Genomic DNA, 16,055 nt, shown 5'->3' on the forward strand with positions numbered 1-16,055 from the left:
ACAAGAGGCGTTGTTATAAGATTAAGTCGAAGAACTATCGCGAAGCGATTTTGTTCAATAGTAGGAAAGTAAAGTAAAACAGAGTGTCCGTTACTGGACAGAGAAGGAGCAGACTATGGAGTATAAATATCAGACCATAAGGGAAATCATTGAAAAGTATGAAGAAGACCATATCATGGATGCGCTGGATTTCATGCATCTGGAATTTGAGGAAGACGCTACGCTCGAAGAGCTCATAAGCATCCTGGAAGATGGACTGAAGCAGTATGGCATTGAACTTTTCTATATGCTGAGTCACGAAGACATGGTGCATCTTTCTGAGATGAAGAAAAATCATGGACGATTCACCTTCGAGGATGAAAAGGATCTGGAGGCAGGACCTCCTGAAGAGCTCATGGAAATCATCGGACTAATTGATCTATGCCTTGTGTATCCGGAAATGGATGATGAGGATATGAATCTTGTAGCGGTCCATGTGAGCAAGGAATTCATGGATCTTTTCGAAGACTTTCTGGTTCCGGAAAGACTCAGCATGGCTGGCTATCTGGACGAAGCGGCGAAAATCATCAAGGGTGCACTCTACTATTATGGTGCGCTGGAGCTGGAGAAGCTTCATGAAATCGTCATGAAGAATCACGGAAACATGGATCGAAAGCTTTTCAACAGAGTGCTGTCCTACAGACATTCCCTGACCCATGAATATGAATCCGTTTATCTGGAAGACAAGGAATACATCGTGGATATGGATTTTGCGAATTTCTATGAGATCGAAGACACACTGTCATGGAATAGAGGTCAAGGATATAAGGAATTTGAACGTCCTGATTTTCTGGATGCGGCGGACCCTCTTTTTGTGGAAAGAGAAGAAGAGTATGAAGAAATCCATAACTATTTCTTCGATAAGTTCGTAGTGAACGAGGAAGTCAAAGAGAAATATCCCCACATCCCTGACGGTTTCTACTATGCCTATTTCATCGAAATGCTTCTGGACCTGGGCAGAAAATCCCAGGAAACAGATGAGATCGTGGAAGCTTTCCTGGAAGAAATGAACTTCGCTTCCGAGCAGGAGAGGGTTCAGGGCAGAAAGCTTGTCATCGATTATCTCAATAAAATCAGCAGATGGGACAATCTCGGATTCGCCAATGATGAGATGCCGAAACTGAAGCTTGACAATCAGAATGTGGTTCACATGAAAGCCTATATGGGCAAAAAGAAAAAATAGGCATGATTCCCCGAATCTCTGGGCTAAGAGTCCCAGATTCAGTTGTTTGACAAGGGATTATGCATATACTATAATGATTAGGTCAAACGCTGTGAACAGGACAAGTATCTTCTGTGAAGAGGCTTATAGAGAGAGGTTGGCTGCTGAAAAACCTTAGCCTGAAAGAAGAGAATATCACCTGGGAGTGGACCTGCTGAAAAATGGAAGTAAGCGGATACGTTGTTTCGCGTTAAGAAATAGGATATGAAAGAGAAGAAATTCTCCGTGTATCTGAAAATGTATGTATTAGGTGGTATAGCGAGACCTCGCCCTATTTTGGGCGGGTCTTTTTTATATATTTAGGGAAGAAGAAGGAGTTGTAAGCATGTATAAAAAAGTTGATGCGGGAAAATCCTTTGTATCGATGGAAGATGAAGTAAGAGATCTTTGGCAGGAAAAGGAAATCGTGGAAAAGAATTATAAGCTGAACCAGGACGGTGAGGTATTCACATTCTTCGACGGACCTCCGACAGCCAACGGAAAGCCTCATGTTGGGCATGTGCTCACAAGAGTCATCAAGGACCTCATTCCGAGATACAAGGTCATGAAAGGATACAAGGTTCTGAGAAAGGCAGGGTGGGATACCCATGGACTGCCAGTGGAGCTGGAAATCGAGAAGAAGCTGGGAATCGACGGAAAAGAAGGCATCGAAGAATATGGAGTGGAAAACTTCATCAATGAATGTAAGGAAAGTGTATTCAAGTACACCAGCATGTGGAAGGAAATGTCTGAAAAGATCGGTTTCTGGGTAGACATGGAAGATCCTTACATCACCTACAAGAATGATTATATCGAATCTGAATGGTGGGCACTGAAAACCATGTGGGAATCGGATCTTCTCTACAAGGGGTTCAAGGTCATGCCTTATTGTCCACGCTGCGGAACAGGGCTTTCCTCCCACGAAGTGGCACAGGGCTATAAGGATGTCAAAGACAGCACAGCCATCGCCAAGTTCAAGGTGGCAGGAACAGAAAACAAGTACATTCTTGCCTGGACCACCACCCCATGGACACTGCCATCCAATGCAGCCCTTGCGGTGAACAGAACATTCACCTATGTGGAAGCCAAGGTGGAGGATGAAGTCTATATCCTGGCCAAGGAACTGGTGGAAAAGGTTCTGGACGGAAAAGAATATGAAATCGTTCGTGAATTCCTGGGTGAAGAACTGGTTAATATGGATTATGAGCAGCTGATGCCTTTCCATACACCGGAGAAGAGAGCGTTCTTCGTGATTCACGGAGACTTCGTCACACTTTCAGATGGTACCGGTGTGGTTCATACAGCACCTGCTTATGGTGAAGATGACTACATGGTGGGCATGAAGAACAACATTCCGTTCATCCATCTGGTCAATGAAGAAGGAAAGTTTACCGATGAAGTGGAACCTTTCAAGGGCATGGACGTTAGAAAGGCGGATAAGGCGATCTTGGATTGGCTTCATGAGGAGAACAAGCTTTTCCACACGGAAAAGTATACACACTCCTACCCGCACTGCTGGAGATGCGATACACCGCTGCTCTACTATCCAAAGGACAGCTGGTTTATCAGGATGAGCTCACTCCGAGACGAGCTTCTGGAAAACTCCAACAGCGTCAACTGGTATCCTGATAATGTAAGAACAGGCAGAATGGGTAAATTCCTGGAAAATGTCATCGACTGGGGAATCTCCAGAGATAGGTACTGGGGCACACCGCTTCCCATCTGGGAATGCTCCTGTGGTCATAGAGAATGCATCGGTTCCATTGAAGAGCTGAAGGAAAAGGGTATCGACGTTCCAGAAAACATCGAGCTTCATAAGCCCTACATCGACAAAGTGCATCTGAACTGTCCTAAGTGCGGCGGCGTCATGGATAGAACCCATGAAGTCATCGATGCATGGTTTGACTCAGGCTCCATGCCTTTTGCGCAGTGGCACTATCCATTTGAAAACAAGGAAATGTTCGAAGAGAACTTCCCTGCACAGTTCATTTCAGAGGCAGTGGACCAGACCAGAGGATGGTTCTATACACTCCTGGCCATCTCAACGGCCATCTTCAAGAAGAGTCCCTTTGAGAACGTCATTGTCATGGGACATGTACTGGACAAGAAGGGCATCAAGATGTCCAAGCATAAGGGAAATGTGGTTGAGCCTATGAAGGTCATCAACGAGCAGGGGGCTGACGCCACCAGATGGCATTTCTATACCGCTTCCATGCCATGGCTTCCTACAAGATTCTCACAGGATGATGTGGCGGAAAGCCAGAGAAAGTTCCTCTTGACCCTTTACAATGTCTATTCCTTCTATGTGCTCTATGCGGACATCGACAATTTCAATCCGCTGGACTACAAGGATCATGCATCGGACAACGTCATGGACAAATGGATTCTTTCCAAGCTGAACTCCCTGGTGAAGACCGTGACGGAAAACCTGGACGGATACAGAATCACTCAGGCGGCGCTTGCCATAGAAGACTTCACGGATGAGCTGTCCAACTGGTATGTAAGAAGAAACCGTTCCAGATTCTGGTCTGATGAACTCACAGAGGACAAGATCAGTGCTTACACCACGCTTTATAATGTGCTTGTGACGCTAGCCAAGACTGCAGCACCGTTTGTGCCATATATCGCAGAAACCATCTATCAGAATCTGGTGGTGGGTCTCAATAAGGATGCCAAGGAATCCATCCACTTCACAAGCTATCCTGAAGCGGATGAAACCCTCATCAATGAGGAACTGGAAAGAGAGATGGGACTAGCCTATAACCTGGTTACACTGGGAAGAAGTGCAAGAAACACCTCCAACATGAAGAACAGACAGCCTCTTTCACAGATGCTGATTTCCGAGAAGGAGCTGCCTGAGTATTATGGAGACATCATCAAAGATGAGCTGAACATCAAGGACGTTGTACTTGGTGCTGACCTTTCCAAGTATGTAAATTATGAAATCAAGCCGAACCTGCCGGTTCTCGGCAAATCCTACGGAAAGATGATTCCTAAGATCAGAGCTGCCATAAACGGTATGGATCAGATGGATCTCGCCCAGAAGGTCAGCCGCGGAGAAGATGTTTCCGTGTCCATTGATGGAGAGGAGATTCTTCTAAACGGAGACAATCTTCTTGTGACCATGCAGGGACTGGAAGGCTTCGCCTTTGCCGGAGAAGGAGAACTGGGTGTCATCCTGGATACGAACCTGACACCTGAGCTGAAGGAAGAAGGAGATGTACGTGAAATGATCTCCAAGATCCAGAACCTCAGAAAGGAATCCGGATTCCAGGTGGCGGACAAGATCAGACTGTATGTATCAGGAAATGAGAAGCTTACGGCCATCATGAAGAAATTTGAAGACCACCTGAAAAAGGAAACCCTCACGGTGGAAATCAGATACAATGAAGAACATGCAGCGGAAGAATTCAACATCAACGGAGAAGCGATTCAAATCGGCGTTGAAGTGGTGAAATAACCTCAATGTATAGAACAGCTTACAGAAAGAGGACCTGGCAAGGGAAAGCCAGGTCCTCTTTCTATGTTCATATTCAATAAAAACTGCAGATGATGCAGCACGAATGAAGGAATCTCCCATGCTTCATGATCTCGACGCCATTTTCAGAACCTGTCAAAGTATATCTGTCCAGATGGTCATCACATTTATACAGTTCGTATCCGAATTCCTCCACCAGCATTTCAGAAATCGTACTCTTCCCGCAGCATGGCGAACCCCCAATTCAATAGATTCTCACTTCTTCCAGCATAAAAACACCCCCATGTAAATTCAGGCATCACCAAATCCTTACTATGATTTGAACATTTTGACAGACAGATTCGTTCTGTCTTCTACCGGCGTTCCTATTTAATTATACACGCCTGTCATGATTAAATCAGTTTTTAATATGCAATGAAAACACAGGTTAAATTTTCATGAAACATTTTCATTTTTGCGCGGAAGATGTTAAGATAGTAAATAGATAGAATGTAAACTAAGAAAAAGATTTACATTTTCTTGAAAAAACTTGAAGTATTTTCAGTAAATATATATTACAATGTATATGATAAGGTTTACTGTTTAATATTTTAACCGAAATTACACAGAACATTCGTGTGTAAGGTGATATACTGATATAAGATATTGGATTTCAGCGAAGAATGAATATTAATTTATAAATATGAGGAGTGATAACATGGCAGCTTCAATCAAAGATGTTGCAAGAGAAGCGGGCGTATCCATCGCAACCGTATCTCGTGTACTTAACAATGTGGACGTAGTAAATGAAGACACAAAGAAGAGAGTTCAGGATGCTATCAAGAAACTGAGCTATAGACCGAATATCGTGGCGAGAAGCCTGAAGACCCAGAAGACCAAGACCATCGGCATTCTGGTGCCGGATATTTCCAATCAGTTCTATCCTGAAGTAGTTAGAGGAGCGGAAGATGTTGCGAATATCTATGACTACAACATCATTCTCTGTAACTCAGACTCAGATCTGGATAAAGAGAAAGAGTATATCCGTGTACTGAAGGAGAAAATGGTGGATGGTATGCTCTATATGAGTTCATCCCTGGAAGGCGAGATTCTGGATCTTATTGATGAACTGGAACTGAAGACCGTTCTTGTGGAAACAAAGATTTCAGGCGGGAAGCTTCCAAGCGTAACCATCGACAATAAAAAGGCCGCTTATGATGCAACCAAATATCTTCTTGAAAAAGGAAACAAAAAGGTTGCCTACATCGGGCTGAAAAAAGACAGAACCAACGCCGTATCCAGACGTTACAACGGATATGAGAAGGCGCTGAAGGACAGTGGCATCGAAGTGGATCCAGGTCTTGTGTACTTCGGAGGACTGAAAGCCGCTGACGGATACAACGGAATCAATGTGATTCTGGAAGACAGTGAAATCGATGCGGTATTCTGCGCTTCTGATGAAGTAGCCATGGGTGCAATCAACGCATTAAGAGACAAGGGACTGGACTGTCCTAAGGATGTGGATGTCATGGGATTCAACGACAACTCCATGGCCGCGGTGTTCTATCCAAAGATTTCCACAGTAGCTCAGCCTATGTATGACATGGGTTCCGTAGGTATGAGAATGCTCATCAAGATCGTGAACAACAAACCTCTTGATGATGATCAGTATGTACTTCAGTATTATCTGGTGGAAAGAGATTCTGTGAAATAGAAGGAGAGAGTATGGCTTACAAATATAATACGGATGAACTTCATAAGATGACCATTGAAACACTGGAACGAAGAGGCGTCACGCTGGATTCCATAGCGGACATCGTCATGATTCTCCAGGAAAAATATTATCCAGGACTCACCCGGGAATACTGTATAGAAAACATCATGGGTGTTCTTCGTAAAAGAGAAACCATTCATGCTGTGCTCACAGGGATTGCCATAGATGAGCTGGCAGAGAAGAGGCTTCTTCCGGAACCGCTTCAGGATATTGTGGAAAGTGATGAGGGGCTCTATGGGATCGATGAAATTCTCCCCTTGTCCATAGTGAATCTGTATGGAAGCATAGGGCTGACAAACTTCGGTTATCTGGATAAAGAAAAAATCGGAATCATCAAGAAACTGGATGAGGAAAAGCATGGAATACATGTGAACACTTTCCTCGATGACATCGTTGCGGCACTGGCGGCAGCGGCGGCTAGTAGAATAGCCCATTCTGATCGTCCATAGAGTCTTAAAGCAGTACAATTCGAAGAAAGATGCGCAAGGTATTTGTGTATCTTTCTTTTTTGAGTGCAATACAGATTTTTTGTAATGCAACCTGATTTTATGATTTCCCTATACCCATGGAGCTGTAATGGGACTATGATATTAGTTATGTTTATAGAACAGTTTTTTCTGGCTGCAAGATAGAAGGCAGAAGAAGCAAAAACAAAAGAAGGAATCCGCAGAGGATTCACAGTAGATGTCCTTTTGGACTTAGGAGGAATTAGAATTGGGCGATCGAGCTAAATTAATGAGGGAAGAGAAGATTTTCAAGCTGTTCTTGAGATTTTCCATTCCTGCCATCATCGGGATGATCATACAGTCCCTATATAATATTGTAGATAGAATATTCATCGGAAATATTCCGGTGACAGGAGGCCTTGCCATCAGCGGTATCGGTGTAATCCTGCCCATCACGTTCATCATCATGGGATTTTCCATGCTTTTCGGCATCGGTTCCGGCGCGAACATATCCATCAAGCTGGGACAGAACAAAAAGGATGAAGCGGAAAGAATCTTCGGAACAGGTTTCTTCATGCTGGTGGTCACAGGAATCGCCATCACGGTCATAGGACTTCTTTTTCTGGATCAGATCGTTGACCTCTATGGAGCAGACGATACCATCCGGTCCTATGCTACGGGATATTTCAGAATCATTCTCTTCGGGAATGTATTCAACACCATCGCCTTCGGTCTGAACAACATCATCAGAGCGGAAGGGAATGCGAAAATCGGTATGCTGACCATGGTCATCGGAGCCGTGACCAACATCATTCTGGATCCGATTCTGATATATGGACTGGACATGGGCGTTGAGGGTGCAGCGCTTGCTACAATCATTGCACAGTTTGCAAGCTTCGTGTGGACCATGAGATACTTCATGTCAGGAAAGAGCATGCTTACGCTACATAGAAGTTATATCCGATTCAAAAAGGAAACCGTACTGATGATCGTGTCCATCGGATCTTCTCCTTTTGCCATGCAGGTGGCAGGAAGCATCATCGGTATCCTTCTCAACAGAAGTCTTTCCGAATATGGAGGCCCTCTGGCCATTGGTGCCTACGCAGCCATCAACTCCGTTGTGATCCTTTTCTTCATGCCGATTTTTGGTATGAATCAGGGACTTCAGCCCATCATCGGATTCAACTATGGCGCGAAGAACTACAGCAGAGTCAAAGGTGCGCTGAAGGTGGGTATTCTATCGGCGACACTTGTAAGCGTCGTCGGATTCATCTTCATTCAGACAATACCTCATGTATTCATCAATTTCATCTCCAAGGATCCGGAAATCCGTGAAATGGGTGTCATGGGATTACGAAGATTCATGCTGGCCATGCCGGTCATAGGCATGCAGATCATCAGCGCCAATTTCTTCCAGGCCATCGGACAGGCGAAGAAAGCGTTCTTCCTTTCCATGTCCAGACAGGTGATTTTCCTGATTCCCCTGATTCTCATCCTGCCAAGATTCTTCGGGCTCATCGGAATTTTCTCTGCAGCGCCCATAGCGGATAGCGTGGCAACCATCACCACCATTGTGGTTCTCTATTTCCAGATCAGAACCATGAACAAAGAAGAAAAACTTTTCAGAGAGCATAGAATGGATGAAATCGAGGAAAGAGTAGAAGAGAAACTTGGTGTAGAGATCTAGCACAGAAAGTATAATAAAGGAACAGACGCCATGATTGAACCAAACTGGTACAATCACAGCGTCTGTTTTTGTTTTTCTGATAGAAAACAGTCCATAATCCCGAAGAAGTTCGGGATTATACTTTCTTTAATTGGTATAGTATGAGTATAATATCATTATAAGTAAAGATTGAGATACTATAGTGAAAGAATGGAGCATACCTGATCAATCGAAAAAGAAGAGAAGTGAAACAGGTGCTCTTGCATTTGAGAGAAGGAACAGAAATTTCACCTTTTCGCAGGATTTCAATCTGAATCAAAGGGAGGAAAATGATTATGGAACTGGGCATTGCAGCAGGGGTCATACTGATTCTGACATTGGAGTTTTTACGATCTGCCAGGATGATCAGGAGAAACAATGAAGAAATCATAAGACTTCAAAGTCGAGTGACGGAGCTGGAAAAACAGATAAATGAAGAAGGCTGATTAGATGGCTTTCCTTAGAGAAGAAAGGGTGGAGTAGAAATGAGAACCAAAGAAGAGTGGATCAGGGATCTTCATCTGATCCCGCATCCCGAAGGGGGATACTACAGGCAGACGGACCGATCCGAGGAGGTGTTTGGGGAAAAGAGGCTGCCTCTCTACACCAATATCTATTTTCTGCTGACGAAGGAAAGTCCGTCGCACTTTCATAGACTGACATCGGATGAGCTCTGGTTCTATCATGGAGGCAGTCCGCTGACCATTCATTCCATAAAACCGGACGGCGCCTATGTGAAAAATGTTCTGGGCCTTTCAGAAGGGCAGCTTCTTCACCATACTGTACCCGCAGGAGAGATCTTCGGATCCACGGTGGAGGAAGGGTTTGCTCTTGTAAGCTGCACTGTGGTGCCTGGATTTGATTTCTCGGATTTCAGGCTTTTCACAGAAGAGGAGCTTCTGAAAGAATACCCGCAGCATGAAGAAATCATCAGACTGCTGACCATAAAGAAAAAATAAGACGTTTTAAAATGATGATTCAATCGGTAGGCAAAATGGATTAATTTGGTAGAAATAGTTGTTTCAGAGCGAATATCAGACTTAGGGGGGGTATTATGAAGATTATTAAACCGTTTCTTCTTTCAGTGGCAGCCATGGTGCTCATGGCCGGATGCTTCGCATCTGAAGAGGAAAATCCTATCGAGGTTCCAGATGGTGATTCCGGATCAGCTGTAATGGAAAATACTTCCAATGAGACGGTCAAACGACTGGAAGAGAAGATCGTGGAGAAGAATGAAGAGATTCGGACTCTAGAAGAATTAAATGTCCAATACGCTGAGTTTCTTGAAGCTGCATCGGAATATCTGAATGAAGAAGAAATGAAGAATCTGGCAATGCTGAAGCATCGGTATACTTTGACCATTAATGGAGAAGAATATGAAGAAGGACAAGCGGTTACGCTTCCTGAAGGTCCTGTGGAAGTGAAGGTCACATCTGAAATGCTTCTGGACATCAATCTTCCTCAGAAGTTTGAGATGGCCGGATCCTTAACGGGAAACGTGGATGAACACATCAGCTTCAGGGAAGTGGACCCGGAAACCATGGATGTCACCGATGGAACCCGTGTGCAGGCTTTCATCTATACCTTCAGCAAGGAAAAGCCTCTGGAGAGGCTCACAATCTATCTGTCGGATGAACTGAAGGGGCATCTAGGACTGAATGGAAATGAAATTGAAATAAGTATGGAGAAATAAAGCAGCCAAGGTCAATTGAAGCTGACCTTACAAGGGGGAATAATGGAAAGATTTATATTTATGTACCTGATTCTGATACCGGTTTTTGCAGCCATACCGCTTCTGATTCTGTATTTCATCATTAAACTGGCAGTGAAAAACGCGATCAGAGAACTGAGAAAAGAAAACACACTATAGTGGACCGAAATCTCTAATGAATGGAGAAGAGTAAAATGAAGCATTTAGGCACGAAAGAACTTGAAACGGAAAGACTTCTGCTTCGTAGGTTCAGAGCAGATGATGCAGAGGCCATGTACAGAAACTGGGCCAGCGATCCAGAGGTCACAAAATATCTCATGTGGCCGACCCATAAGAACATCAGCGTATCCGAAACGGTGCTGGAGGACTGGGTGGAGAACTATGCCGACAAGACCTATTACCAGTGGGCCATAGTCCTGAAATCTGAAGGTCCTGAACCCATCGGCTCCATCAGTATCGTCAGGCAGGACAAGAACGTCAAGATGGTCCATGTGGGCTACTGCATCGGAAGAGAATGGTGGCATCACGGCATCACGTCAGAAGCCCTAGACAGGGTGGTCCGCTTCTTCTTTGAGGAAGTACGGGTGAATCGTTTTGAATCCAGATTTGATCCGAGAAACGCCAATTCAGGAAAGGTCATGGAAAAATGCGGTCTCCTCTATGAAGGAACCATGAAACAGGGAGACTGGAACAATCAGGGCATCTGTGATTACTCCATGTACGGGCTTGTGCGGGATGACTATGAGAAGAATAGAAATCTGTAAAGGAGAATGGAAATATGAAGAAGAGTGCAGCAGCCCTACTCCTTCTGATTCTGTTGCTTACCATGGGATGCACTGGTCAGGTGTGGTCCTCCTTCGAGGAGAAGGACCTGAACACCGTGCCTGAAATAGAGCTTGGTGAGGTGATACAGGACGGGAACATGCTGACTTATACGCTGTCAAACCATTCAGGTGAAACCATGTGGTATGGAGCCGAGATCCGCCTGGAAACAGAAAAACGCGGGGAGTGGTATAAAGTGGAGCCGGTGGCGGATTTCACCGCAGAGATTTACGGACTTTCTTCCGGTAGCGAAAAGGGGATGCGGCTCAATCTCGACAGCTTCAAGGACATAAAAAGCGGAACACACAGGCTAATAAAGACCTTCTATCTTACAGAGTACAATGAGTTGAGAAAGATGGAAGAACCCGGGAAAGAGATGTATCATGTTTCCTGTGAATTTGAAATAGAACAATAAAACCGTAGGAGGGAGCTTTAATGAAATACTTCCTAGCGTGGATTGGGCTAAGCACGGCAGTAGGATTTCTGCTGTACATCATTGTATCGGTCATGACCCGGGTAACATTTGGTAACATATTCCATGAATTTGAAATCATGCTGATGCTCATCGGGTTTTCGGCGGTGCTGTCCACGGTGACGGTGTGCACGAAAATTCTGACTGACAAACTAAATGCCATGAAATAGCACTTTCAACCTTGCTGTAACCATGAGAAAGAGCCTATGCAGAACCGGAAGATTGATCCGGCACTCTGCATAGGCTCTTGTTTTCAGTTTCAGGAAGCTTTTCTATACTTCAAACTGCGCATTGTACAGTTTTTCGTAGAAGCCCTTCTTTTCGATGAGCTCCTCATGGGTTCCGGTTTCCACGATGTCACCGTCATCCATGACCAGAATCACATCCGCAGTGCGGATGGTGGACAGTCTATGGGCGATGACAAAGCTTGTTCTGCCCTTCATGAGCTCTTCCATGCTTTCCTGTATCAGCACTTCCGTTCTGGTGTCTACGGAGCTTGTGGCTTCATCCAGGATGATGATGGAAGGATCTTTCAGGAACACACGGGCGATGGTCAGAAGCTGCTTCTGTCCCTGGCTGATGTTGGAGGCTTCCTCATTGATTTCCATGTCATACCCGCCAGGCAGGGTCTTCACGAAGTGATGCACATAGGAGGCCTTGGAGGCTTTCACCACATCTTCGTTGGAAGCGTCAAGCTTGCCGTACCGGATGTTATCCATGATGGAGCCGTGGAAGAGCCAGGTATCCTGCAGCACCATACCGATGGATTCACGAAGATCTCTTCGGTTCATTTTCCGGATGTCGATGCCATCAAGCTGAATGGTTCCGCTGTTCAGCTCATAATATCTCATGAGGAGCTTCACAAGGGTGGTCTTACCGGCACCGGTGGGACCCACGATGGCCACTCTCTGACCAGGCTTCACAGTAAGGGTGAAGTCCTTGATGATGATCTCGTCTTCTTTGTAGCCGAACTGGACGTTTTCGAAGGAGACAGCGCCTTTCACTTCATCCGGATTCACGCGGATGCCTTCTTCTTCTTCAATTTCTTCTTCCTCCAGGAATTCGAAGATTCTCTCGGAAGCGGCCACGGTGGACTGCAGCACGTTTGAAATCTGTGCCACCTGGGATATGGGCTGTGTGAACCTTCTGATGTACTGAATGAAGGACAGGATATGTCCGACCTTGATGGTACCTCTGATGGCCAGATATCCGCCCAGGATGGAGACAAATACATAACCGAGGTTTCCCACAAACATCATGATGGGCTGCGTCAGTCCGGAGAAGAACTGGGACTTCCATGCGGATTTCTGCAGTTTCTCATTGATTTCACTGAATTCCTCGATGGCTTTCTCTTCGCGGTTGAAGGCTTTCATGATCACATGTCCGCCATAGGCTTCTTCCACGTATCCGTTGGCCTCCCCGAGAAATGCCTGCTGCTCTTTGAAGAACCGCTGGGAACGCTTGATGATGGTCACCATGAGTCCCATGCTGATGGGGAGGATCAGAAGGGCGATGAGGGTCATGGGTACACTGATGGAAAGCATCATGATCATGATCCCGATGATGGTGGTCACCGAGGTGATGATCTGCGACAGAGACTGGTTAAGGCTCTGGGACACAGTGTCCACGTCATTGGTCATTCTGGAGAGTACGTCTCCATGACTGTTTTTATCGAAGTACTTCAGCGGCAGTTTATTGATCTTGTCTGAAATGCTGGTTCTCAGGTTATAGGATACCTTCTGGGCAACCCCTGATACAATGAAGTTCTGAATGAAGTTCAGAATGGCAGAGATCACATACAGTCCAAGGAGGATCAGAAGGGTTCTCTGGATGCTCTCGAAGTTTATGCCTTCTCCTGTGCCGGCCACTTTTCTCTGGAGTCCCTCGAAGATTTCATTGGTCACATCTCCTAGGATTCTGGGTCCGAGAATGGCGAACACGGTGCTTCCGATGGAAAAAATCATCACGAAGACCAAGGGTACCAGATAGGGCTTCAGAAATGTCCGAAGCTTTCGGAAGGTGTCTTTAAAGTTTTTAGGTTTATCTCCCATGGCGCCGGCTCCGGGATGTCCGAATCCTGGTCCTCTTGGGCCTTTCATTGGAGTCTTTGATTCTTTGCTCATGATGCCATCTCCTCCTTTGAAAGCTGTGATTTGGCGATTTCTATGTAGACCGGACAGTCTTTCAAGAGCTCCTCATGGGTGCCCTGGCCGACGATCTTTCCTTCATCGAGGACGATGATGCGGTCTGCGGTCTTGATGGTGCTGATTCTCTGGGCGACGATGATGACGGTGTTGTTGACTTCCTTCTTCAGGGTCGCTCTCAGTTTTGAATCTGTTTTATAGTCCAGTGCGGAGAAGCTGTCATCAAAGATGATGGCTTCCGCATCCGTGGCAAGGGCTCTGGCGATGGAGAGTCTCTGCCTCTGTCCGCCGGAGACGTTGCTTCCGCCCTGGGCGATACTGAAGTCGAATCTGTCCTCTTTCTCATTGATGAAGTCTTCCGCCTGGGCGATTCTTGCAGCTTTCTTCATTTTCTCATCACTCATATGCTCATCGGCATATTTGATGTTGGTCTCTGCAGTACCGGAGAAAAGGATACCCTTCTGCGGTACATAGGAGATTCTCTTTCTAAGCTCCTTCAGCGGAATGTCCTTGATGTTGACCCCGTTCAGGAGAATTTCTCCCTTGGTCACGTCGTAGAATCTTGGAATCAGGTTCACAAGGGTCGATTTACCCGAACCGGTGGATCCGATGAAGGCAGTGGTCTGGCCGTTGTGAGCCTGGAAGGAGATGTGCTCCAGAACGCAGTCCTCTGCGCCGGGATACCGGAAGGATACATCTTGAAACTCGATTTCTCCCTTGATGCCCGCAGGCAGTGCCTTGGACACTTCCGGATCCAGTATGGCGACTTCCTTGTCCAGAACCTCTCCGATTCTGTTCATGGACACCATAGCTCTTGGTAGAATGATGGAAACCATGGACAGCATCAGGAAGGACATCATGATCTGCATGGTGTACTGGATGTATGCCATCATATCACCTACCTGCATGTTCCCCAGGTCCACCTGGGACGAGCCCACCCAGACGATGAGAATGCTTAAGGCATTCATGATGAGCATCATCAGGGGCTGCATAATACCCATGAGTCTGGATACGAAGAGATTGGTCTTTGTCAGGTCTTTGTTTGCCACGTCGAATTTCTTCTCTTCATGTCTTTCCGTATTGAAGGCTCTGATGACCATGAGCCCCACCAGGGAGTCTCTCACCACCATGTTCACCTTATCCACAAGGGTCTGCAGTTTCTTGAACTTTGGCAGGGCGGTGCTGAACATGATGACCACCACTGTCAGGATGGCCATGACGCCCACAGCGATGACCCATGCCATGGATCTGTTGGTGTTCAGGGCTTTGATGATACCGCCCACACCTAGGATCGGTGCGAAGAACACCATTCTCAGAAGCATGACGGAAAACATCTGCACCTGCTGTATGTCATTGGTGCTTCTTGTAATGAGAGATGCCGTGGAAAAGTCGCCATACTCTTCATTGTTGAAGGAAGCCACTTTCCGAAAGAGTGAGGATCTCAGGTCTCTTCCCAGGAACGCGCTGACTCTGCTGGCGATGAAGCTCACTGAGACAGCCACAAGCATGGCGAGAAATGCGATGCCGATCATCTGAAGACCGGCCATGAGGACATAGTTCGTCTGGATTTTATTGAGATCCGCACCCAGTGCCTCATATTCTCCTCTGGTATATAAAACGGCGGTCTGCCTGATGACCTCTTCAGGCAGGATGGAGAGCTTTTCAAGAACAGTGTCGATGAATGCGCGCATCTCCCCTTCAGGCATCATGGAGATGGCCTGTATGGGTGAAACGCCTGCAGGAAGCTGAGAAAAGTCTCCGCCTGGAATCAGTGTTTCCGCCTGATTCACATCCCTTAACCCATACATCATAAGCAGATAAGGATTGAGATAGCTTAAAGATGCGTCCTCTGTTTTTTCAGTAAGCCTGTAAACGGGTTCGTCTCCGATACCAGGGTATTTTTCCAGAAGGTTCTCCTCTTCTCCTTCAAAAAGGGAATAGGAATCTCTGAATTTCTCGGTTTCTTCCTCTGTCATGAGATCTTCAAGAAGGGAAACTTCACTTTCCCGGATCACTTCAGGGTAGGGGGACTCGATGCCGCCCTGCTGAATGCCCACGTTGACGATCTTTGACATATAATCAGGAAGAGATAGTTCCAGTGCAGCCTGAGCAAACAGCAGTGCAATGACTACTAGAATATGCAGACTGTACTTCTTTAAAAATGACATTAATTTTATCATAATGAGGTCTCTCCTTTTGCGATGATCTGTATTATCCGACTGAACTGTCATAATATCCTATTCATTATATTTTAGAGAAAGTTATAAGTCAATAATAATTATGA

General features: G+C 45.8%; 14 protein-coding genes and 1 other annotated feature. Of the genes, 12 read left to right on the plus strand and 2 right to left on the minus strand.

The genetic code is table 11. The features are described 5' to 3' along the window. Positions 1-115: 115 nt before the first annotated feature. The 12 genes from ACHAL6_RS10775 to ACHAL6_RS10830 all read left to right on the plus strand — a co-directional run bounded on the left by ACHAL6_RS10775 (position 116) and on the right by ACHAL6_RS10830 (position 11,797). A complete protein-coding gene (locus ACHAL6_RS10775; RefSeq protein ID WP_395270677.1) occupies positions 116-1,222 on the plus strand; it encodes a hypothetical protein in 1,107 nt (368 codons plus the stop codon). 82 nt (positions 1,223-1,304) lie between these two features. Then, positions 1,305-1,538, plus strand: a binding site (T-box leader). A gap of 48 nt (positions 1,539-1,586) precedes the next feature. Next, a complete protein-coding gene (gene ileS / locus ACHAL6_RS10780; RefSeq protein ID WP_395270678.1) occupies positions 1,587-4,700 on the plus strand; it encodes an isoleucine--tRNA ligase in 3,114 nt (1,037 codons plus the stop codon). A 715-nt stretch (positions 4,701-5,415) separates the two neighbouring features. Then, positions 5,416-6,411 carry a LacI family DNA-binding transcriptional regulator gene (locus ACHAL6_RS10785; protein ID WP_395270679.1) on the plus strand — a complete coding sequence of 332 codons (996 nt, stop codon included), beginning with the start codon at positions 5,416-5,418 and terminating at the stop codon, positions 6,409-6,411. Positions 6,412-6,422: 11 nt separating this feature from the next. Further along, the gene (locus tag ACHAL6_RS10790; protein WP_395270680.1) at positions 6,423-6,920 is read left to right on the plus strand and encodes a phosphatidylglycerophosphatase A; all 498 of its coding nucleotides are present in this window, start codon (positions 6,423-6,425) and stop codon (positions 6,918-6,920) included. A 265-nt stretch (positions 6,921-7,185) separates the two neighbouring features. Then, positions 7,186-8,604, plus strand: coding sequence for an MATE family efflux transporter (locus ACHAL6_RS10795; protein ID WP_395270681.1), 1,419 nt, complete (start codon positions 7,186-7,188; stop codon positions 8,602-8,604). A 314-nt stretch (positions 8,605-8,918) separates the two neighbouring features. Further along, entirely contained in the window at positions 8,919-9,068 is a 150-nt protein-coding gene (locus ACHAL6_RS10800; RefSeq protein ID WP_395270682.1) for a hypothetical protein, read from the plus strand. A gap of 39 nt (positions 9,069-9,107) precedes the next feature. Beyond that, positions 9,108-9,581: a cupin domain-containing protein gene (locus ACHAL6_RS10805; RefSeq protein WP_395270683.1), complete on the plus strand. Its 474-nt coding sequence runs from the start codon at positions 9,108-9,110 to the stop codon at positions 9,579-9,581. A 95-nt stretch (positions 9,582-9,676) separates the two neighbouring features. Continuing rightward, positions 9,677-10,315: a hypothetical protein gene (locus ACHAL6_RS10810; RefSeq protein ID WP_395270684.1), complete on the plus strand. Its 639-nt coding sequence runs from the start codon at positions 9,677-9,679 to the stop codon at positions 10,313-10,315. Between the two features lie 42 nt (positions 10,316-10,357). Beyond that, positions 10,358-10,492, plus strand: a complete 135-nt coding sequence (locus tag ACHAL6_RS10815; protein WP_242694081.1) for a DUF6019 family protein — start codon at positions 10,358-10,360, stop codon at positions 10,490-10,492. 35 nt (positions 10,493-10,527) lie between these two features. Next, positions 10,528-11,097, plus strand: coding sequence for a GNAT family N-acetyltransferase (locus tag ACHAL6_RS10820; RefSeq protein WP_395270685.1), 570 nt, complete (start codon positions 10,528-10,530; stop codon positions 11,095-11,097). A 14-nt stretch (positions 11,098-11,111) separates the two neighbouring features. Beyond that, positions 11,112-11,570: an immunoglobulin-like domain-containing protein gene (locus ACHAL6_RS10825; RefSeq protein ID WP_395270686.1), complete on the plus strand. Its 459-nt coding sequence runs from the start codon at positions 11,112-11,114 to the stop codon at positions 11,568-11,570. 20 nt (positions 11,571-11,590) lie between these two features. Continuing rightward, positions 11,591-11,797, plus strand: coding sequence for a hypothetical protein (locus ACHAL6_RS10830; protein WP_395270687.1), 207 nt, complete (start codon positions 11,591-11,593; stop codon positions 11,795-11,797). A 102-nt stretch (positions 11,798-11,899) separates the two neighbouring features. Here the strand turns inward: ACHAL6_RS10830 and ACHAL6_RS10835 are convergent, their stop codons facing one another. After that, the gene (locus ACHAL6_RS10835; protein WP_395270688.1) at positions 11,900-13,750 is read right to left on the minus strand and encodes an ABC transporter ATP-binding protein; all 1,851 of its coding nucleotides are present in this window, start codon (positions 13,748-13,750) and stop codon (positions 11,900-11,902) included. Then, positions 13,747-15,951: an ABC transporter ATP-binding protein gene (locus tag ACHAL6_RS10840; RefSeq protein WP_395270689.1), complete on the minus strand. Its 2,205-nt coding sequence runs from the start codon at positions 15,949-15,951 to the stop codon at positions 13,747-13,749. Before ACHAL6_RS10840 ends, ACHAL6_RS10835 begins: the two co-directional genes overlap by 4 nt. Positions 15,952-16,055 lie beyond the last annotated feature (104 nt).

This window comes from Proteiniclasticum sp. C24MP (genome assembly GCF_043951855.1).
Taxonomy (GTDB): Bacteria; Bacillota; Clostridia; order Clostridiales; family Clostridiaceae; genus Proteiniclasticum.